Raw genomic sequence first — 26,307 nt, 5'->3', positions numbered from 1 at the left:
GGTGGGGCAAAGAGCTAGAAGGCTTGCCATGCTCAGTGTTTCCTTTCCCGCCGCGGCGCTCGGCGGTCTCATCAGCTTCTTGAGCCCCTGCGTCCTGCCGCTGGTGCCGCCTTACCTGTCCTTCCTCGCGGGCACGACCTTCGACCGTCTCAGCGCGGGCGACGACCGCGCCGTCCGCAAGCGCGCGATGCTGGCGGCGCTCCTCTTCGTGGCTGGATTCTCCACCGTCTTCGTGCTGCTCGGCGCCACCGCTTCGGCGCTCGGCCAGGCCATCCGGCAATATCTCGATGTCCTGAGCACGATCGCCGGCATCGCCATCATCGTCATGGGCCTGCATTTCCTAGGGCTGTTCCGCATCGGGCTGTTCTACCGCGAGGCCCGGTTCAGCGTGGAAAAGCCCGTCGGCCTCTGGGGCGCATACGTGATGGGGCTCGCCTTTGCCTTCGGTTGGACGCCCTGCATCGGCCCAGTCCTGGCGGCGATCCTGACGGTCGCGGGCTCCGAGGCGAGTGTGTCCTACGGCGCTCTTCTGCTTGCCGCCTATTCGGCGGGTTTAGGGATTCCCTTCCTGCTCGCTGCCTTTGCCATGAAGCCTTTCGTGGCGCTTCTGAAGCGCATGCGCTCCCGCTTCGCCATGGTCGAGAAGGTGATGGGCGTCCTTCTCGTGCTGACCGGCATCGCGTTCCTCACCGGCTGGATCACCACCATGTCGTTCTGGCTGCTGGAGACGTTTCCGGTGCTCGGGCGGCTGGGGTGATATGTGGCGCGGATCGCGCCCTCAACCGTCGACGCGATGACCTGCCGCCCGTAATGCCTCCGCTGCCCTATCGGCATCGCCCGCCTTCACCAGCACGTAATCGGTGCTGAAGGTGGAAGTGGCGAAGATGCCGATGCCGGCCTGCGCCAGAGGAGCGAGGACGGAGGCAAGGATGCCGGGCACGCTGAAGTCGAAGCTCTGGACGATCCGGAAGCAGCGCCAGCCCGCATCCGCTTCGGCATCGGGTGGAACCTCATCCTGCGGGCAGACGAGGGTCGTCTCCTCCATCGCATGGACCAGCAGCGAGAATCCGCCGGGCTGGGGCATCGCGACCGGCGTGCCGGTCGGGAAGCGGCAGACCGCGTATGTTTCGGTGAGCAGGGACAGGGTGAGGGCGGGCATGGTCAAACCGTTCCGACGTTGACTGGAAATCACTTCTCACGTCATCACCTCCCCGGACGTGATCCGGGGATCAGTGCCGGTGATCCGGATTGAATGAGGCGCGGCGCTTCTGTCTATCGAGATGGCCGGGACTGATCCCCGGATCAAGTCCGGGGACGGCCATGACGTCTTGGTTATCCGTGGAAGGCTGAAAAGCTTCAACTTCCTATTCGGATCAGATTCCGAGCAGCGGCTTCCAAGAGAAAACCCGCCCTGTTGCCAGGGCGGGTTCCGATCAGGTTGGCTTTCAGGCCAATCGATTACATGGCGAGTTCGTTGCCGGAGTAGTCGATCTTGCCGTCGGCGCCCTTCTTCCAGACGTACATGATGTAGTCCGGACGGGTGATATCGCCCTTCTTGTCGTAGGAGATGTCGCCGATGACGGTCTTGAAGGGTTTGCCCGACTTCATGATGTCGGACATCTTCTTGCCATCGGTTCCGCCGGCCTGCTTCGCAGCCTCGGCCAGGATCTGGGCGGCGGCGTAGCTGTAGAGCGTATAGGCTTCCGGCTCGAAGTTCTTGGCCTTGAACTTGGCCACGACGTCCTTCGCGTTCGGGTTCTTGCGCGGATCCGGCGAGAAGGTCATCAGGGTGCCGTCGGCGCCCGGGCCGGCGATCGAGACGAACTCGGCCGACACGATGCCGTCACCCGACATGAGCGGGGCGTTCAGGCCCTGATCGCGCATCTGGCGGATGATGAGGCCGGCTTCGGTGTGGAGGCCGCCGAAATAGACGACATCGACGCCGGCCTGCTTCAGCTTGGACACGAGAGCCGAGTAGTCCTTCTCGCCCGGGTTCACGCCTTCATAGACGACTTCCTTCAGGCCCTTCGCGTTCATGGCCTTCTGGGTCTCGTCGGCAAGGCCCTTTCCGTAGGGAGTCTTGTCGTGGACGACGGCGACCTTCTTGCCCTTGAACTTGTCGGCGAGATAGCCGCCGGCAACCGCGCCCTGCTGGTCGTCGCGACCGCAGGTGCGGAACGTGTTCCACATGCCGCGCTCGGTGAACTGCGGGTTCGTCGAGGCCGGGGTGATCTGGACGATGCCAGCTTCCTCGTAGACCTGCGAGGACGGGATGGACACGCCGGAGTTGAAGTGGCCGACGACGAACTTCACGCCTTCAGCAGCGAACTTGTTCGCCACCGACACGCCCTGCTTGGGGTCGGACACGTCGTCGCCGACGACGATCTGCAGCTTCTGGCCATTGATGCCGCCAGCTGCGTTGATGTCTTCCACGGCCTGCTCGACGCCGTTCTTCAGCTGGGCGCCGAAAGCCGCGTTAGGGCCGGTGATGGGGCCAGCGACGCCGATCTTGATCTGGGCGCTGGCAGCGCTGGAGAAGGCGAGGCCAAGACCAAGCGCCACGCCGGTCAACAGCATTTTTTTCATGAGGTCACTCCTCTGGGTGGTTTTATAGGCCCCTCTTCCTCGGGGGGGCGGTTTGGCGGGGGGACCCCGCCTTCCGCGTCACATCATGCTTGTTTTTAAGCGGATGTCACGCCGGAATTTTTAGGCCTTAGCCCTTGGTAGCAGACGCCTTTTCCCGCCAGGAAAACGGCCCGGTCCGCTCGTAGAGCCAGCGGTACTGGGTGGTCATCATCCGGGCCCGGCGGTACTGGAATCCAAGGGCGCCGATGATCAGAAGCACGATGGTATCGACCGCATAATAATGGATCGACAGCAGCGTCCCGTGGAACAGCGCGAAGTGGATGAAGCGTACCGCCGCACCGAGGATGAACAGGTAAACGACCAGGGTCCAGAACGGCCGCCAGGTGACGGCGATGGCCCGGCCCGTCATCCAGGCCGCCCAGCCGCCCATGACCACGGTGATGAGAAGAAAGAGCCAGATCGACGGCTCTTCATAGAGGATGCCCTGCATCAGTGATGCCCCCCTTCGAGATAGGCTGCCCGGACCTGCGGGTTTTCCAGCAATTCCCTTCCGGAACCGCTCATGGTGATGTTGCCGGTCACCATCACATATCCGCGATGGGCCAGTTTGAGGGCATGGTAGGCGTTCTGCTCGACGAGGAAGACCGTCATGCCGTCCTTCTCGTTGAGCTCTTTGATGATGTTGAAGATCTGCTTCACGATCAGGGGCGCGAGACCCAGCGACGGCTCGTCCAGGAGGAGGAGCTTCGGCCGGCTCATGAGCGCGCGGGCGATGGCCAGCATCTGCTGCTCGCCGCCCGAGAGAGTGCCGCCGCGCTGCTGCAGGCGCTCCTTCAGGCGCGGGAACAGGGTGCAGACCCGCTCCAGATCCTGGTCGAAATAGGCCAGCCCGTTCATCGAGGCGCCCATCTGCAGGTTCTCGAACACGGTCATGCGCGCGAAGATGCGCCGCCCTTCCGGGGACTGGGCGATGGAGAGGCGGGCGATCTCGTGGGTCGGCATCTTGGTGATGTCCTGACCCGCATAGGTGATCGTGCCTTCGCGGGCCCGGGGATTGCCGAAGATCGTCATCATCAGCGTCGACTTGCCGGCGCCGTTGGCGCCGATCAGGGTGACGATCTCACCCTCGTTGACGTCCATGTCGACGCCCTTGAGGGCGATGATGTTGCCGTAATAGGTCTTCACGCCGCGGACGCTCAGAAGCGGCTGGCGGGCGGTGGAGGCCTGCTGGCCCTGCATCGGGATGTTTGCTCCAGCGGTGCTCATGCGCCGACCTCCGCCTCGACCTTTTCGACTTCGTCATCGGCCACGCCGAGATAGGCGGCGATGACCTTGGGATCGTTCCTGACCTCGGCGGGGGCGCCGTCCGAGATCTTGGTGCCGTAATCGAGCACCACCACGTGGTCCGAGATCTGCATCACCACCGACATGTCGTGCTCGATCAGCAGGATCGAGGTGCCCTGGTCCTTGCGGATCGAAAGCAGCAGGTCGTTGAGCTCGTGGGATTCACGCGGGTTGAGGCCGGCCGCCGGCTCGTCGAGGCAGAGCAGGAGCGGATCGGTGCACATGGCGCGGGCGATCTCGAGGCGACGCTGGTCGCCGTAGGGGAGGTCGCCGGCCGGATCGTCGGCCCGGTGGATGAGCCGGGCCCTCTCGAGCCAGAACTTGGCCTTCTCGATGGCTTCCTTCTCGGCCTTGCGGTAGCCGCCGATGCCGAGAATGCCGAGGAAGGTGAAGCCCGAGGCGATCATCAGCGGGTTGTGCTGGGCCACCAGCAGGTTCTCCAGAACCGTCATGCCGGAGAACAGGCGGATGTTCTGGAAGGTGCGGGCCACCTTGCCCTTCCAGTTGATGTCGAAGCCCGGCAGCCGCTCCAGCAGCAGGTGCGAGCCGTCGGGCTTGCGAAGCGCGATCATGCCTTCGGTCGGCTTGTAGAAGCCGGTGATGCAGTTGAAGACCGTGGTCTTGCCCGCTCCGTTCGGCCCGATGAGCGCGGTGATGTCACCGCGTCCGGCCTGGAAGGAGAGATCGTTGACGGCAACCAGGCCGCCGAAGCGCATCGTGAGATGCTGTACGTCGAGGATGGGATCCTGCAGCCAGCGCATTAGCCGTGTCCTTCCTTCACGAGCGAGCCGGAAATGGCCTTGCGCTCTTTCAAGATCACCGAGGGTTCACGTTCCGAGATCAGGCCGCGCGGACGCCAGACCATCATCGCCACCATGCCGGCGCCGAAGAGCAGCAGGCGGTATTCGTTCGGATCGAAACCCGTGCCGAAGATGGCCTGTAGGAAGGTCAGGTTACGGAGGATTTCGGGGCCGCCGACGAGCACGATGGCCGCGATGGCGACGCCGATCTGCGAGCCCATGCCGCCGAGCACGACGATCGCCAGGATGATCGCAGATTCCAGGAAGTTGAAGCTTTCCGGCGAGACGAAGCCCTGGCGGACCGCGAAGAACGAGCCGGCGAAGCCGCCGAACATGGCGCCGATGGCGAAGGCCGTCAGCTTGGTGTTCGTGGTGTTGATGCCGAGCGACCGGCAGGCGATCTCGTCTTCACGAAGAGCTTCCCAGGCACGGCCGATGGGCAGCCGGCGCAGGCGCATGGTGACGAAATTCGTCAGGAGCGCCAGCACCAGGATCAGGTAGTAGAGGAAAATGATCCTGTGCATGCCGTTGAACTCGAGCCCGAACGTGGCCGCAAAGCCGCCTTCGCCCGCCGTGAAGGGCAGGCCGAAGAAGCTCGCGCGCGGGATCGAGGAGATGCCGGCGCCGCCGTTGGTCAGGTCCACCCAGTTGATGAGCACGAGGCGGACGATCTCGCCGAAGGCCAGCGTCACGATGGCGAGATAGTCGCCGCGCAGGCGCAGCACCGGGAAGCCGAGGATCATGCCCCAGAAGGCGGCGAGGATGCCGGCGAGCGGAAGGCAGATCCAGAACGACAGGCCGAAGGTAGTCGAGAGCAGGGCATAGGAATAGGCGCCGACCGCGTAGAAGGCGACGTATCCCAGATCGAGCAGGCCGGCGAGGCCCACGACGATGTTCAGACCCCAGCCGAGCATCACGTAGGTGAGGATCAGGATGCCGAGATCGACCCAGTAGCGCGATTCGTTGAGGCCGCCCTGAATCAGGTAGACCAGAAGCGGAAACGCGAGCGCCACCCCGAGAAAAAAGGGAATGGCGAATTTCGACACGTGCTGGTAGGCGCTCGGCTCCGCATGGACCGGCTCGGTCGCCTGATGCGAGCTGGGAGTCGCCTGGCGATAGGCCTTCGAGGCCGTGAAGGCGTGCAGCAGAAGGCGCAGGCCGAAGACGATGGCGCAGATGATTGCGACAAGGCCCCAGCGCGGGGTGAGGAAGATATCGCCGCCGCTTTGATCCGTCCTGAAGGCCAGGATCGGGATCGAAAGCCCCAACATGATCAGGGCGCTCCTGAAGGAATCCTTCAGGGCAGCTCTCAGGTCGAAGCGGCGCGTCACGGCCGGGGTCTGGGCCGTGGAGGTGATGGAAGGAGCGTTCATGGTGTCAGGCTCCTTAGACCTTCTCGACCTCAGGCCGTCCGAGAATACCGGAAGGCATGAAGATCAGGACGATGGCGAGGATCGAGAACGCTGCCACGTCCTTGTACTCGATGGAGAAATAGGCCGACCAGAACACTTCGATCAGGCCGATGATCAGCCCGCCCAGCACCGCGCCCGGCAGCGATCCGATGCCGCCGAGAACCGCGGCCGTAAAGGCTTTCACACCGGGAACGAAGCCGTCGTTGAAGCTCACCACGCCATAATACAGCAAGTACATGGTGCCCGCGACCGAGGCGAGGGCGGCGCCGATGACGAAGGTCAGCGAGATCGTCCGGTCGACGTTGATGCCGAGGAGGGCTGCCATCTTGCGGTCCTGCTCGCAGGCGCGCTGGGCGCGCCCGAGCGACGTCTTCTGGACGAGATACCAGAAGATCGTCAGCAGCACCGCGGTCACGACCATGATGATGATCTGCTTGTAGGAGAGGGCCACGTTGTAGCCGCTCTCGCCCTGGAACAGCACGATCACGTCCTGCACCATCGGGGGGGTCGGCTTGTTGCGAGCTCCCTGCGCGACCTGCACGAAGTTCGACAGGAAGATCGAGACGCCGATGGCCGAGATCAGGGGCGCCAGGCGGAACGAGCCGCGCAGGGGCCTGTAGGCGATCCGCTCGATGGCCCAGCCCCACAGGGAGGTGAGGGCCATCGCGACGACCAGCACGATCAGCAGCGCCAGCGCGACGGAGGAGATCCCGAGCCACGTGGTCAGCAGAAGGAAGAAGATCAGCGAGATGAAGGCTGAGAGCATGAAGACGTCGCCGTGGGCGAAGTTCACCATGCCGATGATGCCGAAGACCATCGTATAGCCGATGGCGATGAGGCCGTAGATCGACCCGAGAGTCAGCCCATTGATGAGCTGCTGCACGAAGATTTCCATGTCCTACCCTTGCCCCTCTGGATGGGGTCATTCTTGGGAAACGATGCAGGAAAGCACGATGCGGGAACATCGCCAAGCCTGACGTAAGGTGCGCGGTCTCTAGCAAACCAATTTTCGTTCGACAACTTCCCGTTAAGATTCCTATTTGCGCGATTGATGGAAGAAACGGCAGCCTTTGACCGAATAGGAAGCAGCGGCCAAGCCCCCGAACGCCTTCCATGAGGGGCGCCGAGAAACCATATGACCGTGAAGAGCCTTGTCCTCGGCAGCAAAAGCATGGAAGAGGCTAATCCGAAATATCATGTTGAAGTCTCAGGCCTCTCCCGATTCAGCCATCACAGGCGCCAGTGGTCCCGATGCCCTTCTCTTCCGGGAGGGCATGAGCCGGGTCGCGGCGGCCGTGCACGTGGTCACGACTGACGGTACGGCAGGCCGGGCCGGGTTCACGGCGACGGCGGTGACCCCGGTGACGGACAGCCCGGCCTCGCTTCTCGTCTGCGTGAATACGGCCTCCCGGTCGGCACAGGCGCTGCTGGCGAACCGCGTCTTTTGCGTAAACGCCCTGAGCGCCGCGGACCGCGCCCTCGCGGACATCTTCTCGGGGCGCACGGGAGTTCAGGGGCAGGAGCGCTTTCTCGCAGGCGCATGGGAGCGGCTCGAAACCGGCTCTCCGGCCCTGACCACAAGCCTTGTTTCCTTCGATTGCCGGATCAGCGATGCCAGGGTGGTGGCGACCCATCATGTGATCATCGGCGAGATCGTCAGGATCCGCCTCGGTGAAGCGCAGCCGGCCCTGATCTACCAGGGACGGCATTACCAGGAACTCTGAGTCGGGAGACGCCCCTCGCCAATTGCAGCTTGGCGGGAACGCCATCGGGCAAGAAAAAGCCCTCCACCGAGGGTGAAGGGCTTTGAGGGTCTCGAAGACCTGGGGGCATTGGCCTTCGTGATACTCCAATGCCGTTGCGAGAGCTTGGTTCCCGACGAGTTTGCATAATCGCCCCGGACATCAGGGTCACTTGCGAACAGGAGCCTTGGCCTCGTTCCCTTGATCGCGCTCCCTCGCGCCTTATGCTCTTGTGCCACATCGAAACGCGATCAGCCGATCCAAGAGGCACGGAATGTCTGGCAGACCGAACAGATCCATGGCTATCTTGGCTTTATTCCTGAACATTGGCGACGCGGCGGGAACTCGTCCGCGGATGCCCGTGCGATGAACGAGATCGCCTTGAAGGACGCGCCGGACCGGCATCAGGGATTTCCAAGGGGAGCCTCCGAAGCCGCGCCCGAGACGGTGAAATGCCATCCTGATGCTCCCTGTCGCGCGATCCTCGAGGTGATCGACCAGGGTTTCTGCGTCGTCGATGTCGTTCTCGATGATGACGGCAGGGCGATCGACTACGTTTTCGTTGAGGTCAATCCGGCCTTCGAGGCCCAGACCGGCCTGCATGAGCCGGTCGGCAGGAGCATGCGCTCCCTCCATCCCGAGCACGAAAATCATTGGTTCGATGCCTATGGTCACGTCGCATTGACCGGCGAGTCGATGCGGTTCGAGCATGAGGCCGCGGCGCTCGGGCGCTGGTACAACGTCTTCGCCTGCCGCGTCGGTGCGCCTGAACACCGCCGGGTGGCGATCCTTTTCAGCGACATCACCGCCAGCAAGCGCGCCGAGGCGGCGAGCCGCGAAAGCGAGGAACGGCTCCGGCAGGTGCAGGAGGCGGCGAGGATCGGCAGCTTCGAATTCGACCGCGCCAGCAATACGGCGATCACATCGCCGGAATACCTGGAGCTCTACGGATTGCCGGAAGACATGTCCGGCTTCTTCTCCTACGACGACTGGGTCGCCCTGGTGCACCCGGAGGATCGGCACAGGATCGAGGCCGAGACGCGGGCCGCCGTCGCGAACCCGGACCGCGCGCAGCTCGATTACGAGTTCCGGATCGTTCGTGCCGACAACGGCGAGATTCGGTGGATAACGGCGCGCACCAAGCTGATCCGCAGCGACAAGGGCCGCTTCCTCCGCTCCCTCGGCGCGCAGTGGGACGTCACCGCGGAAAAGCATGCGGAGGCGGCGCTGCGGAAAAGCGAGGAGCGTTACCGCTCCTTCATCGCGCACAGCACCGAGGGTATCTGGCTCCTGGAATTCGATCCGCCGCTCGACACCTCGCTGCCGGTGGACGAGCAGGTCGAGCAGGCCTACCGAAACGGCCGCTTCGTCGAATGCAACGACGCCATGGCCGAAATGTACGGGCTTGCCCGCGCGGAAGACCTGATCGGCAAGACTCTCGAATTTCCGCTGCCGTCGTCCGATCCCGAGGCGCGCGCCTATCTCGCCGAGGTCGTCCGCAGCGGATACAACCAGGCAGGCGTGGAATCGGCCGAACAGGATTTTGCCGGAAACCGCAAATACTTCGACAACAGCATGACCGGTCTCGTCGAAGGCGGCGTGCTGCGCCGTCTATGGGGCATTCAGCGCGACGTCACCGAGCGCAAGCAGGCGGAAGAGCAGCGCACGCTGCTCATTCACGAGCTGAATCATCGGGTGAAGAACACCCTCGCCACGGTCCAGTCCCTCGCGACGCAGACCCTGCGCACGGCGCCGACCATGCGCGACGCGAAGGACGCGCTGGAGGGCCGGTTGATTGCGCTTGCGCGCGCCCATGACGTGCTGACGAGGGAAAGCTGGGAAGGGGCGGAACTGAGAGAGATCGTCACGCAGACCCTCGCTCCGTATTCGGTGCGGGGAGAGGACCGACTACGGATGCACGGGCCCGAGGTCCGGCTGTCGCCGCGCATGGCGCTTGCCCTGTCGATGGCGCTTCAGGAGCTTGCAACAAATGCCGTGAAATATGGTGCCCTGTCGAATGCGACAGGAACCGTCGACATCGTTTGGGACGTCAAAGCGGCGGAGCCTTCGGACATGCTGCTTCTGCGCTGGGAGGAGCGCGACGGACCGGTCGTGCATCCGCCGGCACGTCGCGGTTTCGGCTCGCGGCTGATCGAGCGCAGCCTCGCCCGTGAACTGAACGGTTCGGCGCATATCGAATTCGGGCCGTCCGGCGTCGTGTGCAGCCTTGAAGCGCCGCTCGCCTGAGCGATTGTTTAGAGCTGTTTCCACTGGCGTGGAATCACCTCTCTTCTTTGCTTTGCCGCATTTTTTGACGGCGAACCGGATCCACTTCGCCGAAAAATGCTCTAGCGTCCCCGCGCCGGTCCCGGTGCATAGGGGCTCCATCCGGTGATCTGGACGAAGCCGTCGCGGGCCGCGACCACCATGTGCTTGCGATGTCTGTGGACGAGAGCGCCGGGATGGAAGCCGTGCGGCTCTTCCCAGCCGCTGGCCTCCCAGACATAGAGATAGCGCGATTCCACCTGGGCGAAGGCCTCGATGGAGCCGAAGGCGCGGATGGTGCGCAGCGCGTCGCGGACGCTTCCGGTCCAGTCGACCGTTCGCTGCGCCTGCGTCACCCGCGGCCAGTAGGTGCCGTTTCCCTGTGGCCGTGCATCGGCATAGAGGCAGGGCAGGTCGGCAGCGAGGTTAGCGGCGACCGCCTTCGCCGCCATCTGACACTTGGCGAGCAGGGTGTCGTGCGTTTCCGCGCCGCTGAGCGGGAAGAGTTCCTGCGCCACGATGGCGCCGGTATCGAAGGATGGTTCGAGGATGTGGGCGGTCATGCCCCATTGCGAAACGTCGTCCAGGACCGCCTGGAAGAGCGGGTAGGGACCGCGTCCGAGGGGCAGGGGGGAGGGATGGAAGTTGACGGCGTAGGGCAGGTGCCGTTCCCAGCCCGTGATCAGCCAGGGATAACCGGCCACGATCAAGGCCTCGCAACCTTGCGCCTTCAGGCCCGCAAGATCGGCGGGGAGGATGCGCGCCATCTGCACCGGCAGGCGCAGGGAGCGGGCGCGTGCGATCGTCGCTTCGTTGAAATCGTAGATCCCGTCGCAGGGCCGGCTGAAGAGCTTGACCGGCTCCCAGCCCCTGGCGAGAAGCGTCTCGAAGACATCTCCGAGAAAGTCGATTCCGGCGAAGGCAAAGCGCATTCCCGGCGATCCCCTTGCTCGATGTTCCGCTGAAAGCTTTCCTGCGAGCAATCAACGCAAGATCGCCCGGATGCGCAACCCCGCGCTTTCGTCTTTCATCCGGAAAAGTGACCTGATGCCTCGCCCGGCGCGCTTGCCGGAACCGGCGGATACCCGCAAGATTTAGCTTCGAGCATAGGGCAGGAAACCGCCTGTGCCATTGGGGCGAACACCTGCCTTCAAACTCGTCCGAGCTTGAGAGAAGGAGTTCGCATGGCATCCAGGGATTTCATCCGGCAGATGGAAGGCTACGGGCTGACGACCGCCAAGATTCTCTACCGGATGCCGGACTATCCAGCCTTCCTGCAGACCTATATCTGGCAGGAATACGATCTCGCGCCCCGATTTCCCGTGCTGATCGACTTCCTCGATTTCTGGAAGCGCGAGCTCGCCGGGCCGCTGCACTCGGTCACGGTGACCCACGCACGGCTGATCAAGCCGGCGGAATTCCGCGCCGTTCAGGGTGAGATCAACATTCATTGAAGCGCGGCGCCGCAAAGCCTTGGCCCGAGCCCCTAACTCGGGTAGAGAGGGCGCCCTGAGCATCCCCGAACCCACCAGGGCTCCTTGTTTTCCAACGCGCGCACCTCCCAGATCCTGCTCGCCCTTGCCTCCCAGCCCGGCGAGCGCCTGACCGTGCGCCAGATCATGGCGGTGCTCCAGGACCGGGCCTTCGCGCTGCTCATCGTCCTGCTCGGGCTGCCGAACTGCCTGCCCATGCCGCCGCCGATCCCGCTCGTCTGCGGTCTGCTTCTGGCCCTTGTCGCCATCCAGATCGCCTCCGGCCGGGACGCGCCCTGGCTGCCGCGCCAGCTCCTGAACCGCTCGGTGGCGCGCACGGATGTGGAGCGGGCCGTGGGACGGGCGATCCCGGCCTTCCGCCGCCTGGAGCGCATTTCCCGCCCGCGGATGACCTTTCTCGACACCCCGCTCTCCATGCGGCTCATGGGCGTGGTGATCCTCGTTCTTTCCCTCGGGCTGCTCTTCGCGCCGCCCTTCGTCGGGCAGATCCCGCTGGGGCTCGCCGTATGCCTCGTCGGCCTGGGGCTGGTCGAGCGCGATGGTCTCGTGATCATCGGCGGCATGGTCATCGGTGCGATGGGCATGACACTCAGCCTCGGCTTCGTCTACGCGATATTTGCCGGGCTTGAGTCGCTGATCTAGATCAGCCGTAGGCCTTTCAGGCTCGCATGGCCCTCGCGGCCGACGATGATGTGGTCGTGGACGGCGATCCCCAAGGGCTTGGCCACCTCGATGATCTCGCGGGTCATCTTCACGTCGGCGGAAGACGGCGTCGGGTCGCCGGACGGGTGATTGTGCACCAGAATGAGCGCCGAGGCCGAGAGTTCGAGGGCCCGCTTGACCACCTCGCGCGGGTAGACCGGCGTATGGTCGATCGTTCCGGATTGCTGCACCTCGTCGGCGATGAGGGCGTTGCGCTTGTCGAGGAAGAGCAGCCGGAACTGCTCCTTGTCCATGAACGCCATGGCGGTCCGGCAATAATCGATCACCGAGGTCCAGGAGGACAGGACCGGCCGCTTGGCCACCTCGCCCTTGGCCAGGCGCCGGGCCGAGGCTTCCAGGATCTTGAGGTCCGTGATCACGCTCTCGCCGATGCCGTCCACTTCCGCCAGCCGGGCCGGGGAGGCTGCCAGAACTTCGGCGAAGGTTCCGAAGCGCTTCAAAAGCTCCTTGGCGATGGGCTTCACGTCCCGACGCGGGATCGAGCGGAAGAGGGCGAGTTCGAGAAGCTCGTAATCGGGCAGCGCCTCGCCGCCCACCTCCATGAAGCGGGCGCGCAGCCTGTCGCGATGGCCGTGATAATGGGGATTGTCGTCGCTCATGCCGGCCCGCCGCCCGTCGCCCGTGACAAAGCTTCGGATCGATCCCGAAGCATCATTGTTACGTTGTAGGCTTGAAGCGGCGCGTTAGGCTAGTGTCAAGCCGCCGCGTAGGGCGGCTTGTCCAGGCCCATCGGCGAGAAGGTGAAGACCTCGACGCCGGTCTCGGTCACGCCGACCGTATGCTCGAACTGTGCCGAGAGGGAGCGGTCGCGGGTCACGGCGGTCCAGCCGTCGGCGAGCACCTTTACCTGCGGGCGGCCGAGATTGATCATGGGCTCGATGGTGAAGAGCATGCCGGGCTTCAGCTCGACGTTGTAGGCGGGCTCCACGTAATGGAGGATCGTCGGCGAATCGTGGAACACGCGCCCGAGGCCGTGGCCGCAGAAGTCCCGCACCACCGAGCAGCGCTCCGCCTCGGCATAGGACTGGATCGCCGCGCCGATGTCGTTGGTGGTGGCGCCGGGCTTCACCGCGGCGATGCCGCGCATCAGGCATTCATAGGTGATTTCGCACAGGCGCTGGGCCCGACGGGGCACTTCGCCCACATAGTACATGCGGCTCGAATCCCCGTGCCACCCGTCGAGGATCAGGGTGACGTCGATGTTCATGATGTCCCCGTCGCGCAGGGGCTTGTCGTTCGGGATGCCGTGACAGACCACGTGGTTGATCGAGGTGCAGATCGTCTTGGTGTAGCCGCGATAATTCAGGCACGCCGGATAGGCGCCATGGTCGCGGATGAAATCGAAGGCGAGCTTGTCCAGAAATTCCGTCGTGACCCCGGGCTTCACGTAGTCGGTCAGCATGTCGAGGCATTCGGCGGTCATGCGGCACACACGGCGCATGGCCTCGAAGGCCTCCGGCCCGTGAAGCGGGATCTCCGCTGCGCGCTTGCGCTCGACGATGTCGGTTTCGGTCATTGTCCGTCCTTGATCTGATGCCCGGAATGTAAGGATCGCCGCGCCTGACGCAAGCAAAGACCTCATGCCCCGCTTGCGATTGGCGCCCGAGGGTGTCATGAGCAACCCTGTTCATCCAATTCGCGGGTTCGGATTCCTCGGTAATGAATGATTCTCGCCCCTTCGGGGACTTTGCGCCTTCAGGCCTCACCCGCTGGGTGATCGACCGCACGCGCGGGTTGCCCGAGGGGTGGGCGGGCCGCCGGGTAGCCCTGATGCTGCGTCACCTGGCGATGAAGATGCTCAACGGCCTGCCGCTCGACCTGGAAACCTTCGGCGTGCGCATGCGGCTCTATCCGTACAAGAACGTATGCGAGCGGCGCATCCTGTTCACGCCGCAATATTTCGACGCCGACGAGCTCAAGGTTCTGACCGACCGGGTCCGCCCGGGCTTCACCTTCATCGATGTGGGCTCGAATGTAGGCTGGTATGCCCTGTTCCTGGCGAAGGAGGCAGGCCCCACGGTCGCCACCCAAATTCTGGCCGTGGAACCGCAGCCGGAGATCTTCGACCGCCTGATCTACAATATCCGCCAGAACCCCTCGAGCACGATCAAGGCGGTTGACTGCGCTATCGCCGACAAGACCGGCGAGCTCACCCTGTTCCTCGATCCGCGCAACCGCGGCGAGGCGAGCCTGAAGATCGTCAATTCGAGCCAGACCGACGCGATCCGCGTGCCGGCCGTGACCCTGATCGAGCTCCTGAATCGGGAGGGGCTCACCCATGTGGATGCCATCAAGCTCGACGTGGAAGGGGCGGAGGATCTGGTGCTCGATCCCTTTTTCCGAGATGCTCCGGCCACGCTTTATCCCACTCTCTTCATCGTCGCCAACGTGCCCGAGCGCTGGCAGATCGACGTCATCGCCCTGCTCACCGGCAAGGGCTACCGGCAGGTGCTCGAGACCAAGATGAACCTTGTGTTCGAGCGGCCCTGACAGGCGGTCATCGCGGGGTCACGATCTCCACCGGCCGATCGATGACGACCTCTTCGGGCGTGATGCGGCAGACGTAAGCGTAGGACTCGACCCCGGCGGCGAGGGCATGCCGGAAGGCCTTGTCGTAGGCCGGATCGATGTCGCGGGCCACGTCGAACCGTTCAGCGTCCATCTGGATCACGTAGACGAGGGCTGCTCTCGCACCCGCCGCCACCATGTCCGCGAGCTCATAGAGATGCTTGGCGCTTCTCGCCGCGACGCAGTCCGGAAACTCGGCGAAGCCTGCCTCGCGCATGAGGTGGCAGTTCTTCACCTCGAGATAGCAGGGCCTTTCCCCATCCGTTTCGAGCAGGAAGTCGACCCGGCTGTTCCGGCCGTATTTCACCTCCGGCCGCACCCGGTCAAAACCGGCGAAAGGGGCGAGCCGCCCCTCGCGCAGGGCCTCGGCGACTAGGAGATTGGGGCGGGAGGTGTTGATCCCGATGAGCTGGAGCGGACCTCCGCCCGCAGGCACCTCCACGAATTCCCAATTGTACTTGAGCTTGCGGTTGGGGTTCGTGGCCCGGGAGAGAAAGACCCGGCTGCCGGGGTCCTTCAATCCGAGCATGGCTCCGGGATTGGCGCAATGGGCGGTGACCACCTCTCCCGTATCGAGCTCGATATCGGCCAGAAATCGCTTGTAGCGCTCGATGAGACGGCCCTCGAGCAGGGTTTCCTGAAAACGCATTCACATCCCGAAAGATTGCAAAAATCCCTGGTAGCAGGCGAGGAGGCTGGGGTTCAACCCGATGCAAATTCCGCGTCATCACCTCCCCGGACTTGGTCCGGGGATCGGTGCCGGTGATCTCGATGAAGAGAAGCGCCGCGCTTCACAGGACCGGGATGGCCGGACGAGCCCGGCCATGACGTGGGAGGGTGTCATCCCCGGCGGCCGCAGGCCGGAAAGGGGATCCAGCAGTGAGGCTCCGCGGTTATTGGATTCCCTTCCCCTCCGCTGCGCTCCGGCCGGGAATGACAAACGGACCCCCTTGCTTGCGCTTGAGAATTGCCGTCCCAGAGGCTAAAGGCCGTGAAAAGGATCGCTGCATGGCCATTTCCGTCACAGCCGCTCTTCTCATCATCGGCGATGAGATCCTCACGGGCCGCACCAAGGACAAGAACATCGGCTACATCGCCGAATACCTGACCGGGATCGGCATCGACCTGCGCGAGGTCCGCGTCGTGCCGGATGTCGAGGAGGAGATCGTGGCGGCGGTCAATGCCCTGCGCAGCCGCTACACCTATCTTTTCACCACCGGCGGCATCGGCCCGACCCATGACGACATCACGGCGGATTCCGTCGCCAAGGCGCTCGGGGTTCCCATCGGCGTCGATCCGAGGGCCGTCGCCCTGCTGCGGGAGCGCTATCAGCCGCACGAGCTGAACGAGGCGCGCCTGCGCATGGCGCGCATTCCCGAAGGGGCGGACCTGATCGAGAACCAGATCTCCAAGGCGCCCGGCTTCCGCATCGGCAATGTCTTCGTCATGGCCGGCGTGCCCTCGATCATGCAGGCCATGCTCGACAACATCGCGTCGGGCCTGCAGACCGGCGCGCGCATGATCATCGAGACCATCGAGGCGGAAGGGCTGGCCGAGGGTATCTATGCCGAGGGTCTGGGCCAGATCGCGTCGTCTTTCCCAAACGTTTCCATCGGCTCCTACCCGTCCTTCTCGACAAGCGGCTTCCGCAACCAGATCGTCGTGCGCGGCAAGGACCCGGAGGCCGTCGCCAGCGCCTCCGCCGCCGTCCGCGATCTTCTCGGCCGCCTCAAGGGCGACCGGGCACCCTTGTAAGTGTTATCCTCGCACCTCGAGCCTCAAGAAGAGCAAGCCCATGTCTCCGACCTCTCCCAAAGCCTTCCCCGTCTCCTGGGATCAGTTCCATCGCGATTGCCGTGCGCTCGCCTGGCGGCTTGCCTCCGCCGGTCCCTTCGAGGCGATCGTCTGCATCACCCGCGGCGGTCTCGTACCGGCCGCCATCGTGGCCCGCGAGCTTGATCTGCGCCTCATCGAGAGCGTCTGCATCGCGAGCTATCATGACTACAAGAACCAGGGCGATCTCCAGGTCCTCAAGGACATCGCTCCGTCGATCAAGGCCATCGGCGACGGCCAGGGCAAGGGCGTGCTGGTAATCGACGACCTGACCGATACAGGCAAGACCGCGAAGATCGTGCGCGACATGCTGCCGAACGCGCATTTCGCGGCCGTCTACGCCAAGCCCGCGGGCCGGCCCCTGATCGATACCTTCGTGACGGAAGTCAGCCAGGACACCTGGATCTATTTCCCCTGGGATATGGGCTTGGCCTATCAGGCGCCGATCCGCGAGGGATCGGCCGGCTAACGAAACAGGGGGCGCCCGTGGCGGAGTTCGATATCGCGCGGACGCGCAAGACGCTCTTCGGGGCGCTTCTCGACGCAAGGGACAGGTTCGGCCGCAACAAGGAGGCGCTCGAGGATCTGGAGCGCCAGCCGATCACCTTCGGGCGCCTCGTCCTCGGCTCCCTGGTGCTGGGCCGCAAGCTGGCGAGCCTGACGCAGGAGCGCGAATATGTCGGCGTGCTGCTCCCGAACGTGCAGGCCATCGCGGTGACGCTGTTCGGGCTCAACGCCTTCGGCCGCGTGCCGGCCTTCCTGAACTTCACCGCCGGCCTCAAGAACCTGAAGGCCGCCTGCGATCTCGCCGAGATGCGGACGATCGTCACTTCCCGCCGCTTCGTCGAGCAGGGCAAGCTCGACGAGATCGTCGAGGCCTTAGGCGAGGGGCGGCGGATCCTGTGGCTCGAGGATGTGCGCGGCGACCTGACGAGCTTCGACAAGCTGCGCGGGCTGTTGGATTCCTGGTTCGCGCGGCGCGTCCATGCCGGGGCGAAGGTCCAGCCCGACGATCCGGCCGTTCTGCTCTTCACCTCGGGGTCCGAGGGCGTGCCGAAAGGCGTCGCCCTGTCGAATGCCAATCTCGTCGCCAACGCCTATCAGGTCAAAGCCCTCGCCGGCGATGTGCTGCGCGACGACGACGTGTTCTTCGATCCGCTGCCGATCTTCCATTCCTTCGGCCTGACGGCAGGGCTCCTGACGGCCGTTCTCAACGGCATGAAGTCGGTGCTCTATCCGAGCCCGCTGCATTACCGGCAGATCCCGAAGCTCGTTGCCGGCACGCGCGCCACGATCATGCTCGCGACGGACACCTTCCTGCAGGGCTATGCCCGCGCCGCCGGCGAGAACGATCTCGCGAGCGTCCGCTACGTGATCGCCGGGGCGGAGCGGGTGAAGGACGAAACCCGCAAGCTCTGGGCGAAATACGGTACGGTGATCCTGGAAGGCTATGGCGCCACCGAATGCTCGCCGGTGATCGCCGTCAGCCTGCCGGACCGCAACAGGCCCGGTTCCGTCGGGCCGCTCCTGCCGGGAATCGAGTGGCGGCTCGAACCGGTCGAGGGCATTCCTGAGGGCGGGCGCCTTCATGTGCGCGGCCCGAACGTCATGAAGGGCTATCTCGATCCCTCGGCGCCGGGCCACATCAGCCCGCCGCCGGACGGCTGGCACGACACGGGCGACATCGTGACCGTCGAGGACGGGATCGTCACCATCCGCGGGCGGGCCAAGCGCTTCGCCAAGATCGGCGGCGAGATGGTGTCGCTCGCCGCCATCGAGGCGACGGTGCAGGCGCTCTGGCCGGACAACAGCCATGTGGTCGTCGCGATTCCGGATTCGCGCAAGGGCGAGCAGATCGTGCTCATCACCGATCGTGCGGAGGCAGACCGGGAGGTGCTGCTGGCGCATGCCCAGAATCAGGGCTTTCCTGAGCTCTGGGTGCCGCGTTCCATCCTGGTTTCGGGCATCCCCGTGCTGGGCTCCGGCAAGACCGATTATGCCGGCGCCGTCGAAATGGCCCGTCGCCTGCAGCCGATGCTTTAGACTTCGAGACGAGGCCCCGGTTCTCTCAATTCTTTGAAGGACGTATCCAGCCAGCGCCCGTAACCAAGCTCGGCTTTCCACGTTGTCTCCAGGTGCCTGACGGAGGAATCGGAAGGTGAAGAAGGCTGCTCTTGTTCTGTTCGCGTGCGCCTTCACGACAAGTGTACAGGCTCAGTCCCGGCCCTCGACGCCCAGCATGACCTGCAATCAGGCTCGGCAGATCGTCGCCTCGCGCGGCGCGGTCGTGCTCGGAACGGGCACCTATACCTATGACCGCTATGTCCGGGACCGCGCATATTGCGAGATCAACGAGACCATACAGGTCGGTGTCGTGCCAACGCGGGATACGTCGCAATGCCCGGTCGGATATCTCTGCCGCGACGCCGACTTCTTGTTCGGCGATTGAGCCGTACGAGCCGAGTCGAGCGGCTTGAAAACATGACGTTTCGTAACGCGTGCACTGCCGTATGGAGAGGGGCCATCAGCGCTGTTGGAATTTTGTCACACTGTCCCAAATTATCCGATGCTGCTCCTGAAAATGCTTATCTTTTCAGCAGATTGCGCACCGGTTGAGCGTGCTGTGCGTTTGCTGCGGTTGCGTGAAACTTCGGCCTGACTATGGTCACGTTTGTACACGGGTCCTCGTCGGACTCAGGCATTTTTGGAGACAACCATGAAGCTCGTTAAGAGCCTCTTCCTCGGATCGGTCGCGGGTCTCGCGGCTGCCGCAGGGGCACAGGCCGCCGACCTTCCCGCGAAGAAGGCCGCTGCCGTCGAATACGTTCGCGTCTGCTCCACCTACGGTTCAGGCTTCTTCTACGTCCCCGGCACTGAAACCTGCCTCCGCATCGGCGGCCGTGTTCGCGCCGAGTTCCAGTACCTCGAGCCGAACACCCGCTTGGACGACGCGATCGGCTTTCGCGCTCGCGGCCGCATCCAGCTCGACGCTCGTACGGCGACTGCTTACGGTCTGCTCCGCACCTTCGTGCGCTTCGAGTTGACCCGCAACACCGGCGTCTACGGCTTCAGCTCGACGAGCCCGGACGTTGCCCAGGCCTTCATCCAGTTCGGCGGCCTCACCGCCGGCCGCGTCACCTCGTTCTTCATGAACAGCGATCTCCCGAATGAGAACTGGGGCACGCTCCGCTTCTACGACGCTCCCGACGTCAACCTGTTCGCCTACACCTTCTCGTTCGGCAACGGCTTCTCGGCCACCCTGTCGCTCGAAGAGGGCGTCTTCCTCGGCACGGAATTCGACGGCGCATCGGCTTTCGTAAACGCCGGCCAGACGATGCCTGACATTGTCGGCAACGTGAAGTACGCAGGCACCTGGGGTTCGGTGCAGCTCGGCGGTGCCCTGCACCAGCTGCGCAGCGCGAACCTCTTCCAGGTCGCCCCTGGCGTCTTCGAGTATCCGGACACCGAGCTCGGCTGGGCTGCGACGGCTCAGGGCACCTTCTCCCTGCCGATGCTGGCCGAGGGTGATGCCCTCTGGCTTGCCGCGACCTATGCCGACGGCGCTCTTGGCTATCTCGGCTTCGATCCGAATGTCACGGGCGGCGCGACCAGCCGTGACGTCGTCGATGCCTTCATCGGTCCCGATGGCGACATCGAGACCGGCCGCGGTTGGTCCATCGCCGGTGGTCTGAACCACTACTGGACCCCGACGATCCGCCAGAGCGTGTTCGGTTCGTATGCCCGCGTCGAATACGGCTCCGGCATCCCGTCCCTCTTCGACTTCACCGAATGGCGCGCCGGTTCGAACCTGATCTGGTCGCCGGTGTCCGGTCTCGACATCGGTGTCGAGGTTCTCTACTCGAACCTCGATCCGCGCGGCCCCAATCTCGGCCTCGACAACGACACGATCGAAGGCCGTCTGCGCGTTCAGCGCGACTTCTAATCGGTCGACCGATCGAAACGGAAAACCCCGGTGGCGACACCGGGGTTTTTCTTTTGCGCCATACCTTATCGTTCGCGTCATACCTTGGCCTGATTGGCTTGCGAGGCGCATATCAACCTGGGTGATCGAGAGGTAGCGATGCAGAGAAAATGCAGAAGGATGGTGGCCCTCGCGCTGCTGGCTCCGTGGCTTGGCGGTTGCGTCGGCACGGCCGGCGTTTCCACCTGGCAGTACCAGTCCGGCCCTGGCTACGAAACCGAGCGCGTCTCCGGGGGCAGCGTCCAAGCCGATACCGAGCAGGGGCTCAGCAGCGAAGCGTGCACAAGCGTCGTCAGACGACAGGTCGAAGCACGCGGCAGCGTTTCAAGTCAGGAGACGACATCCTGCGGGCCCAATTAGCCGCTCGCAGCTTGACGGGAGGAACGAAGGCTCACCTTGACCGTTGGCATGAGGTCAAATCCACGTCAGGAGAGCAACATCATGAATAACATCATCTGGCTGATCGGAGCGATCGTCGTCGTCCTCGCGATCCTGTCCTTCCTCGGCTTGAGGTAAGGACTGTCGGAGAACCTGCAGGGCTTTGCGCTTGAGATGCGCTGCCCTGCAGTTCACCGTCCCGGCAGGTCGGGACGTGGGTCAGAACTCTATCAGAGCGAGCACGACCGACGCGACATTCAGCGCGGCCAAAGCGCCGAGCAGCGTCGGAAAGAACGGAATACAGAACCGACGCGCCGCCCCCAGCTCGGCTTCGGCGCGCGTTCTCGACTGAGAAGCATTCATCGCCATAGCGCATCCTCTTTTCAGATGACCTTACGTCATGCACGCACCATGAACCTGATATGCGTTTTATGAGGTGCGCTTTCACACACGGACCGGCACACGCGGCAATTTCCATGTGAATCCGCTTGGTGATCGCCCTGAGTCAGTGTCGCGTCGCAGTCTTCTGGATCTGCAGCAACTGTCCCTCGATCGCGCGCATTCGCGTCATCAGACGGTCGAGTTCCGTCAGAAGCTGCCGTTCATCCTGCCGGGCTTGTTCGACCAGATCTTCGGAGGAACCATGACGGATCCGGTGGAGAGCGTCCGACAGCCGCCTGTCGAGGAGCCTCATATGCTGCTCCAGATCCAAGAATTCCTGGTGAAGCTGGGTCTCCTTGAACACGGGAGGGGATCTCACTTCAGAACAGCGGTTCTTGCCTAAGCTACAGCCTCCGAAGGGGTTCCACCAAGGTAAAAAATGGAGCTTGGAAAAATTTCTGAATGGCCAAGCTGAAACACAGACCCGTGTTCACCGTTCTGTGATGAGGGCCTCCGCACATTTTGTCGCGGGTCCGTGAGTTTTGCACCGCCGCCGAGCGAAGGATCCCGAGAGACGGCGGTGTTTTTCTGTTTCGTCGCGCTGGCTCGTTTTGCGTCTTCGAGCCGGCTTTCAACTCAGCCGAGCCTTGATCGCCACCGCGCTACTGCAGGGGCTCAAAAGCCGTAAAGGTAAAGGGAGACGACCGAATGGGACAGAAGATGGAGCCTTATCGTGTAGCCCTGATCGTCGAGGATGATTTCGAAGTCAGAGGCTTAGCGGCCGCTCTCCTCGAGGAGACCGATCTCAAGGTCGTAGAGACCTCCAGCGCGGAAGAAGCCTTGGATTATCTGCGGCACCATTCGGAGGAGGTTGCCTTCCTGTTCGCCGATGTCCGCTTGCCCTGCCTGATGGACGGTCTCGATCTCGTCAGGACGGTGCGCCTGAAATGGCCCTGGGTGCGCACGGTGCTCACATCCGGCCGGCCGCTCGAGCAGCAATTTGTCGACGTCCCTCGCGAGGTCCGTTTCATGCCGAAGCCGTGGCGGGCTCTCGACGTCCTGATGGAGGCGGAGAAGGCGGCTCAAGCCTATCGGCGCAATTGAGCGGGGCGATCTCGCTTCGTCCGCCAATGCTGCGCGCGGTTCATTGGAACCTTGGCGCTTGCCGGGAATTGGCCTCAGCAGTTTCACGAGGATTGACTGATGCCAAACAGCTCTATCGCCACAGGATCGTTTCCGTCTCGCAAGGAGGCCAACCTCGCCGTTCAGCGCCTGCTCGCCAACGGCTTCGCCCGTAACAGCATCGAGCTGCACAGAGATGAGGATGGCGACGGGTACGCGGTCGAAATCCATACCCGCCGGGAGAATCTGCGGCGCGCGGAACGGCTGATCCATGCGGGCGAACCGCTCTATGTGGTGAAGCAGACTGCCTCGGGCGCATTTGAAACGGCGAAGTCGTATCCGCTCGTCCTGCTCGGTGCCGGCATTCTGGCAGGGTTCCTGATCTACAATCTGCTCCCGCGGGAAGACGTTCGCTCCTCGCATCATCGGACCCGCGGACGCTGATAACCAGCCGTAGATATCTGGCGATCACAAGGAGCCTTCGTCTTCGGGACGTTGGCTCCTTTCCAGCTTTTCCAGCAACTGCTTGATGCGGTCCGTCGCGGGTTCCTTCAGAACGTCGCCGTAGCTTTGCTGCAATTGCCGCCCGAGATCCTTGAGCAGTTCGGAGCGTCCCGCCGCTGTCAGATTGTTGGAGCCGATGCTCCAATTTCCATGGCTGCCTGCGGCGTGCGGATGGTGGTGCCGCTTTGGCATCCTCACGGTCCCTCCATTGCTTCCCCCTGAGCCGAAGAACGGGCGAGGCGGCGATGAGTTGCGGTCAAGTTTGTAGAAAAGAACCTGGCCTCATCCATCGCCGAACTCCGCTATCGGTCGTTTTTCCCACCACCGCTGCACGTCCCATCGCCCTGTGAGGCGACCGCCGGTCGCATTGGATTTGTCTGGGGCTTGGTCCAAAGCTCGACGTTGGTGGAGGCTGGGCCGGGTGATGCGTGAAGTTTTGATGGTCTATCTGTGTGGTGTCATCCTGCTGCTGGCGGTCTCGACCATGATCGATGGGGAGGAGGACGTCGGCCTGGACCACATCCTGATCGCCGGTTTCGGCTGGCCGATCCTGACCCCGATCCTCGCCCTGCGGGCCTGGAACAGCCGCTGAACCGCCGGCGGTCCTTCGGGCATTCCCTGTCGCGGCCTTCATTGCTAACGTGAAGGACAAAATTCGCCGGATGACTCCATGGCCCGATCGATCCTAACCGCTGCCATTCTCCTCGCAGGTCTCGGCGCAGCCCAGGCTCAGACAACCTGCTACCCCCGCATCGGCGCGTTCAGCGGCCAATATGAGGGGCAATGCCCGAATTCGAGTCTGAAGTGGACCGCGTTCGAGAACACGGTCGGAGCGTTCGGCCGCAATTGCAGCGATGAGCCCTGGTCCTTCAACCGGACCGAGAAGGTGTTCTACAATCCGAAGGCCAACGATAGCTTCGCCATGCAGGATTGCTACGTCGTCGGCCGCGATCAGAATACGAACGCGCTGAAAGCCGGCCTCGGGTCGGAAGCGGTACGCCGGTTCCATGAAAACAGGATCCAGCGTCCGGAGACGGCAGCTCGCTGAGGCCGGTTTTGCGGCAAGCCTTCAGTTCCGTGACGGGAAGTTGCGGGAGGCGCAGCGATAGCCGATCGGGCACTGGGCCGAATCCGCGGTCGGGACCCAGGCCGGCTCTATCACTTCGCCGAGTGCACAGGCGCTGCTCGTTCTCACATAGCGGTCATAGGTGAGGGGGCCGGTGCTGAGCACGATCGCTCCTTGCGCGGCCACCAACCCTTTGGCCTGTGAACAGGACATCCTCGTGGTCAGGGGACGGCTTTGAGCGAAAGCTTCCGCACTCAGGGTGACGAAGGCGACCGCCGTGAACAGGCTGATCCAGTATAAGACGAACGAACCGGACGTCATTAGCCTCTCCTCGATCGTGCAATGGACGTCATCGAGACTATGCACAAATCCTGTCGAACGAGGTGCGTCGCTGCACATCGACTTCAGCCGTCGCGGTCCCGAACAATGCTCCGATCTCTAAAGAGCGCATCGTTCGGAGCGACCCGAAGGGCCGCGTCAGCGAATAACCCGATCCACTCTTCGTACGATGCGCTAGACGATCTGGAAATCGGCGTGCGTCATGCGCAAACCGGCTGCGATCTTCGTGAAGGCAACCTGTTCTATCGCACCGGTACCGTCCTGATCGTAATAGAGAATGCCGTCGGCGCGATCGTAGACGATGCGGTCCGTCGCGTCATGCGCCGTGGTTCCCGTCCAGAAGGCCGACGATTTCAGCAGGCCCGCCGACCCCAGCGCCGTGAAGACCTTGTTCTCCATCCAGATCGTGTCGTCGCGAACGGAGAAATCGCGGATCGTGTCGATGTTGGTGCTGCTCGGGTTCGAATAGAACACGAAAGCGTCCTTGCCTGAGCCTCCGCGCAGAATGTCATTGCCCCAGCCGCTATAGAGCCGGTCGTTCCCGTTCCCTCCGGACAAGTTGTCGTCGCCGGAGCTGCCCCAGAGAATGTCGTTGCCGTCTTCGCCGTAGATCGAGTCATTCTGTAGCCCACTCCTGATCGTATCGTTGCCGACGCCGCCGAGAATGCGATCGGCATTTGCCGTTCCCGACAGCTTGTCGTCCACATCCATGAACTGAAGCTGGCCGTAGAGCGGCGCCTCGGAGCGGCTGACGCCGACCGGAAGGCTCGTGGCAAGGCTGAGGCCTGCGGTGTGAAGCACCGACGCGATGACGGAATTGCTGTTCAGATCGTCGCCCGGGGCCTGCCGGAAGATGTCGATGCTGTATTGAAGATCTGCTCTATCGATGTTGACGGCGTGCTGAACCATCACCTTCCAGACGTCGTCGGCACTTCTCGCGCCGAGGTCGAGAACGGTACGGTGCCGTTCCTCCGGCGTGTCCGAGCCGCGCCTGTCGGGAGAGGATGCCAGACTTCCGCCGGCAAGCGTGCCGAGGTCGCCACCGCCCTCCAACGATCCCCGGATCACCTTTTCCGAGATCACCTTTCCGTTGTCATCGGTCTGCGTCTTGACGAGATAGAGATGAAAGAAGCCGCTGTTGATATCTTCAAATTCCAGAGGCTTGGCCTCAATGGCAATCACGGTCGGCATGGACATCTCCTCGCGCAGGTCGGGCAGACCCGACGGCGTCGTTGTGGTGTCCGTCAACTGCGCTGCCGGCTTTGCTGTTCCACGGGATGTCGAAAGATCGGGACTATGCGTCCCCGTGCCAGGTATTGGAAAAATGATCCTATGCTGGCCTTTCATCCAAAAGAGGTATTTGGCTCAGCAAAATCAATGACTTGATAGGGCACCCAATGCAGTACCTCCAAAGAGAAGGGAACCAATACCTGTCCCGGCACGTATCCGGCACGAGGATGCAGGGAGACTTGCATGACGCCGGATCAGGTTGAACTTGTCGCCGAGGCCTTTTACGCCGCGGAGTATTCAGGCTTCTGGAAGGACGCTCCGGAGCCGCTCCGAGCCCGGTTCAGGAATTTGGCACGCCTGGCGATCGCGCTGCTTGGGGAGCAGATGGCCCAATGCCGTTCGTCGGCCGTAGCCGCGCCGACGGTCTCGTCGCAACGCGAGCACTGGGAGAAAGCGGTTGCGGCGATCGGAATTCACTGAGGACCGGCGCGAAGGCTTGAATCGGCCTTCGATGCTGCCGAGAATTCCAAGCAGCTGTG

General features: G+C 63.3%; 32 protein-coding genes. 16 read left to right on the top strand and 16 right to left on the bottom strand.

From position 1 onward, the window contains the following. Positions 1–28: 28 nt before the first annotated feature. Positions 29–757: a cytochrome c biogenesis CcdA family protein gene (locus JKL46_RS08320; protein WP_201831756.1), complete on the top strand. Its 729-nt coding sequence runs from the start codon at positions 29–31 to the stop codon at positions 755–757. Between the two features lie 21 nt (positions 758–778). Here JKL46_RS08320 and JKL46_RS08315 read toward each other — a convergent pair whose 3' ends face one another. The 7 genes from JKL46_RS08315 to JKL46_RS08285 form a co-directional block, all read right to left on the bottom strand. Continuing rightward, entirely contained in the window at positions 779–1,159 is a 381-nt protein-coding gene (locus JKL46_RS08315; RefSeq protein WP_201831754.1) for an ACT domain-containing protein, read from the bottom strand. Positions 1,160–1,458: 299 nt separating this feature from the next. Further along, entirely contained in the window at positions 1,459–2,586 is a 1,128-nt protein-coding gene (locus tag JKL46_RS08310) for a branched-chain amino acid ABC transporter substrate-binding protein (RefSeq protein ID WP_201831745.1), read from the bottom strand. A 127-nt stretch (positions 2,587–2,713) separates the two neighbouring features. Further along, on the bottom strand, positions 2,714–3,076 hold the full coding sequence (locus JKL46_RS08305; RefSeq protein ID WP_201831744.1) for a DUF6867 family protein: 363 nt from the start codon (positions 3,074–3,076) through the stop codon (positions 2,714–2,716). Next, positions 3,076–3,852 (bottom strand): ABC transporter ATP-binding protein, encoded by a 777-nt coding sequence (locus tag JKL46_RS08300; protein ID WP_201831743.1) that lies wholly within the window; start codon positions 3,850–3,852, stop codon positions 3,076–3,078. Before JKL46_RS08300 ends, JKL46_RS08305 begins: the two co-directional genes overlap by 1 nt. After that, positions 3,849–4,691 carry an ABC transporter ATP-binding protein gene (locus JKL46_RS08295; RefSeq protein ID WP_201831742.1) on the bottom strand — a complete coding sequence of 281 codons (843 nt, stop codon included), beginning with the start codon at positions 4,689–4,691 and terminating at the stop codon, positions 3,849–3,851. The genes JKL46_RS08300 and JKL46_RS08295 overlap by 4 nt, the downstream gene beginning before the upstream one ends. Further along, positions 4,691–6,103, bottom strand: coding sequence for a high-affinity branched-chain amino acid ABC transporter permease LivM (livM, locus tag JKL46_RS08290; RefSeq protein ID WP_246529205.1), 1,413 nt, complete (start codon positions 6,101–6,103; stop codon positions 4,691–4,693). The genes JKL46_RS08295 and livM overlap by 1 nt, the downstream gene beginning before the upstream one ends. A gap of 13 nt (positions 6,104–6,116) precedes the next feature. Then, the gene (locus tag JKL46_RS08285) at positions 6,117–7,037 is read right to left on the bottom strand and encodes a branched-chain amino acid ABC transporter permease (protein WP_201831741.1); all 921 of its coding nucleotides are present in this window, start codon (positions 7,035–7,037) and stop codon (positions 6,117–6,119) included. A gap of 301 nt (positions 7,038–7,338) precedes the next feature. On the opposite strand from JKL46_RS08285, the gene JKL46_RS08280 reads away from it, so the two are divergent. Together JKL46_RS08280 and JKL46_RS08275 are read left to right on the top strand one after the other, a co-directional pair. Continuing rightward, the gene (locus tag JKL46_RS08280; RefSeq protein ID WP_201831740.1) at positions 7,339–7,866 is read left to right on the top strand and encodes a flavin reductase family protein; all 528 of its coding nucleotides are present in this window, start codon (positions 7,339–7,341) and stop codon (positions 7,864–7,866) included. 384 nt (positions 7,867–8,250) lie between these two features. After that, positions 8,251–10,131: a sensor histidine kinase gene (locus tag JKL46_RS08275; protein WP_201831732.1), complete on the top strand. Its 1,881-nt coding sequence runs from the start codon at positions 8,251–8,253 to the stop codon at positions 10,129–10,131. 101 nt (positions 10,132–10,232) lie between these two features. On the opposite strand, the gene JKL46_RS08270 is transcribed toward JKL46_RS08275, so the two are convergent. Then, a complete protein-coding gene (locus tag JKL46_RS08270) occupies positions 10,233–11,081 on the bottom strand; it encodes a formyltransferase family protein (RefSeq protein WP_201831730.1) in 849 nt (282 codons plus the stop codon). Positions 11,082–11,333: 252 nt separating this feature from the next. Here JKL46_RS08270 and JKL46_RS08265 point away from each other — a divergent pair, with 252 nt between their 5' ends. Beyond that, the gene (locus JKL46_RS08265; RefSeq protein WP_201831729.1) at positions 11,334–11,603 is read left to right on the top strand and encodes an usg protein; all 270 of its coding nucleotides are present in this window, start codon (positions 11,334–11,336) and stop codon (positions 11,601–11,603) included. Between the two features lie 84 nt (positions 11,604–11,687). Next, positions 11,688–12,284 carry an exopolysaccharide biosynthesis protein gene (locus JKL46_RS08260; protein WP_201831728.1) on the top strand — a complete coding sequence of 199 codons (597 nt, stop codon included), beginning with the start codon at positions 11,688–11,690 and terminating at the stop codon, positions 12,282–12,284. On the opposite strand, the gene radC is transcribed toward JKL46_RS08260, so the two are convergent. Both radC and map read right to left on the bottom strand, forming a co-directional pair. Next, complete coding sequence (radC, locus tag JKL46_RS08255; protein ID WP_201831727.1) at positions 12,281–12,964, bottom strand: RadC family protein; 684 nt, start codon at positions 12,962–12,964, stop codon at positions 12,281–12,283. The two genes, JKL46_RS08260 and radC, sit on opposite strands and share 4 nt — an antisense overlap. Positions 12,965–13,059: 95 nt before the next feature. Then, complete coding sequence (map, locus tag JKL46_RS08250; RefSeq protein WP_201831725.1) at positions 13,060–13,881, bottom strand: type I methionyl aminopeptidase; 822 nt, start codon at positions 13,879–13,881, stop codon at positions 13,060–13,062. Positions 13,882–14,024: 143 nt separating this feature from the next. Between map and JKL46_RS08245 the strand changes: the two genes are divergently transcribed. Then, positions 14,025–14,855: an FkbM family methyltransferase gene (locus tag JKL46_RS08245; protein WP_201831717.1), complete on the top strand. Its 831-nt coding sequence runs from the start codon at positions 14,025–14,027 to the stop codon at positions 14,853–14,855. 7 nt (positions 14,856–14,862) lie between these two features. On the opposite strand, the gene sfsA is transcribed toward JKL46_RS08245, so the two are convergent. Further along, positions 14,863–15,582, bottom strand: coding sequence for a DNA/RNA nuclease SfsA (gene sfsA / locus JKL46_RS08240; RefSeq protein ID WP_201831715.1), 720 nt, complete (start codon positions 15,580–15,582; stop codon positions 14,863–14,865). 359 nt (positions 15,583–15,941) lie between these two features. On the opposite strand from sfsA, the gene JKL46_RS08235 reads away from it, so the two are divergent. The 5 genes from JKL46_RS08235 to JKL46_RS08215 all read left to right on the top strand — a co-directional run bounded on the left by JKL46_RS08235 (position 15,942) and on the right by JKL46_RS08215 (position 20,709). Continuing rightward, positions 15,942–16,688, top strand: a complete 747-nt coding sequence (locus tag JKL46_RS08235; RefSeq protein ID WP_201831713.1) for a competence/damage-inducible protein A — start codon at positions 15,942–15,944, stop codon at positions 16,686–16,688. A 40-nt stretch (positions 16,689–16,728) separates the two neighbouring features. Next, positions 16,729–17,235, top strand: coding sequence for a xanthine phosphoribosyltransferase (gene gpt, locus JKL46_RS08230; protein WP_201831711.1), 507 nt, complete (start codon positions 16,729–16,731; stop codon positions 17,233–17,235). Positions 17,236–17,252: 17 nt separating this feature from the next. Next, positions 17,253–18,809 (top strand): AMP-binding protein, encoded by a 1,557-nt coding sequence (locus JKL46_RS08225; RefSeq protein WP_201831709.1) that lies wholly within the window; start codon positions 17,253–17,255, stop codon positions 18,807–18,809. A 115-nt stretch (positions 18,810–18,924) separates the two neighbouring features. Then, positions 18,925–19,215, top strand: coding sequence for a hypothetical protein (locus JKL46_RS08220; RefSeq protein WP_201831704.1), 291 nt, complete (start codon positions 18,925–18,927; stop codon positions 19,213–19,215). 267 nt (positions 19,216–19,482) lie between these two features. Further along, a complete protein-coding gene (locus JKL46_RS08215; RefSeq protein WP_201831702.1) occupies positions 19,483–20,709 on the top strand; it encodes a porin in 1,227 nt (408 codons plus the stop codon). A 636-nt stretch (positions 20,710–21,345) separates the two neighbouring features. On the opposite strand, the gene JKL46_RS08210 is transcribed toward JKL46_RS08215, so the two are convergent. Further along, on the bottom strand, positions 21,346–21,495 hold the full coding sequence (locus JKL46_RS08210; protein ID WP_201831700.1) for a hypothetical protein: 150 nt from the start codon (positions 21,493–21,495) through the stop codon (positions 21,346–21,348). 136 nt (positions 21,496–21,631) lie between these two features. Continuing rightward, positions 21,632–21,820 (bottom strand): hypothetical protein, encoded by a 189-nt coding sequence (locus JKL46_RS08205; protein WP_201831693.1) that lies wholly within the window; start codon positions 21,818–21,820, stop codon positions 21,632–21,634. Positions 21,821–22,215: 395 nt separating this feature from the next. Here JKL46_RS08205 and JKL46_RS08200 point away from each other — a divergent pair, with 395 nt between their 5' ends. Together JKL46_RS08200 and JKL46_RS08195 are read left to right on the top strand one after the other, a co-directional pair. After that, positions 22,216–22,611 (top strand): response regulator, encoded by a 396-nt coding sequence (locus JKL46_RS08200; RefSeq protein WP_201831691.1) that lies wholly within the window; start codon positions 22,216–22,218, stop codon positions 22,609–22,611. A 99-nt stretch (positions 22,612–22,710) separates the two neighbouring features. After that, positions 22,711–23,073 carry a hypothetical protein gene (locus JKL46_RS08195; protein WP_201831688.1) on the top strand — a complete coding sequence of 121 codons (363 nt, stop codon included), beginning with the start codon at positions 22,711–22,713 and terminating at the stop codon, positions 23,071–23,073. 24 nt (positions 23,074–23,097) lie between these two features. On the opposite strand, the gene JKL46_RS08190 is transcribed toward JKL46_RS08195, so the two are convergent. Beyond that, entirely contained in the window at positions 23,098–23,325 is a 228-nt protein-coding gene (locus JKL46_RS08190; protein ID WP_201831680.1) for a NepR family anti-sigma factor, read from the bottom strand. 232 nt (positions 23,326–23,557) lie between these two features. On the opposite strand from JKL46_RS08190, the gene JKL46_RS08185 reads away from it, so the two are divergent. Together JKL46_RS08185 and JKL46_RS08180 are read left to right on the top strand one after the other, a co-directional pair. Then, entirely contained in the window at positions 23,558–23,725 is a 168-nt protein-coding gene (locus JKL46_RS08185) for a hypothetical protein (protein WP_201831679.1), read from the top strand. A 78-nt stretch (positions 23,726–23,803) separates the two neighbouring features. Continuing rightward, positions 23,804–24,181, top strand: coding sequence for a hypothetical protein (locus JKL46_RS08180; RefSeq protein WP_201831678.1), 378 nt, complete (start codon positions 23,804–23,806; stop codon positions 24,179–24,181). A gap of 21 nt (positions 24,182–24,202) precedes the next feature. Here JKL46_RS08180 and JKL46_RS08175 read toward each other — a convergent pair whose 3' ends face one another. Both JKL46_RS08175 and JKL46_RS08170 read right to left on the bottom strand, forming a co-directional pair. Further along, positions 24,203–24,520, bottom strand: a complete 318-nt coding sequence (locus tag JKL46_RS08175) for a hypothetical protein (protein WP_210381301.1) — start codon at positions 24,518–24,520, stop codon at positions 24,203–24,205. A 192-nt stretch (positions 24,521–24,712) separates the two neighbouring features. Beyond that, positions 24,713–25,786, bottom strand: coding sequence for a calcium-binding protein (locus tag JKL46_RS08170; protein ID WP_201831677.1), 1,074 nt, complete (start codon positions 25,784–25,786; stop codon positions 24,713–24,715). A gap of 225 nt (positions 25,787–26,011) precedes the next feature. Between JKL46_RS08170 and JKL46_RS08165 the strand changes: the two genes are divergently transcribed. Beyond that, positions 26,012–26,248 (top strand): hypothetical protein, encoded by a 237-nt coding sequence (locus JKL46_RS08165; protein ID WP_201831676.1) that lies wholly within the window; start codon positions 26,012–26,014, stop codon positions 26,246–26,248. Positions 26,249–26,307: the final 59 nt, after the last annotated feature.

It is taken from the genome of Microvirga zambiensis WSM3693, assembly GCF_016735695.1.
Taxonomy (GTDB): domain Bacteria; phylum Pseudomonadota; class Alphaproteobacteria; order Rhizobiales; family Beijerinckiaceae; genus Microvirga; species Microvirga zambiensis.
Note: the sequence above shows the minus strand (reverse complement) of the source record. Positions and strands in the feature narration are given on the sequence as shown.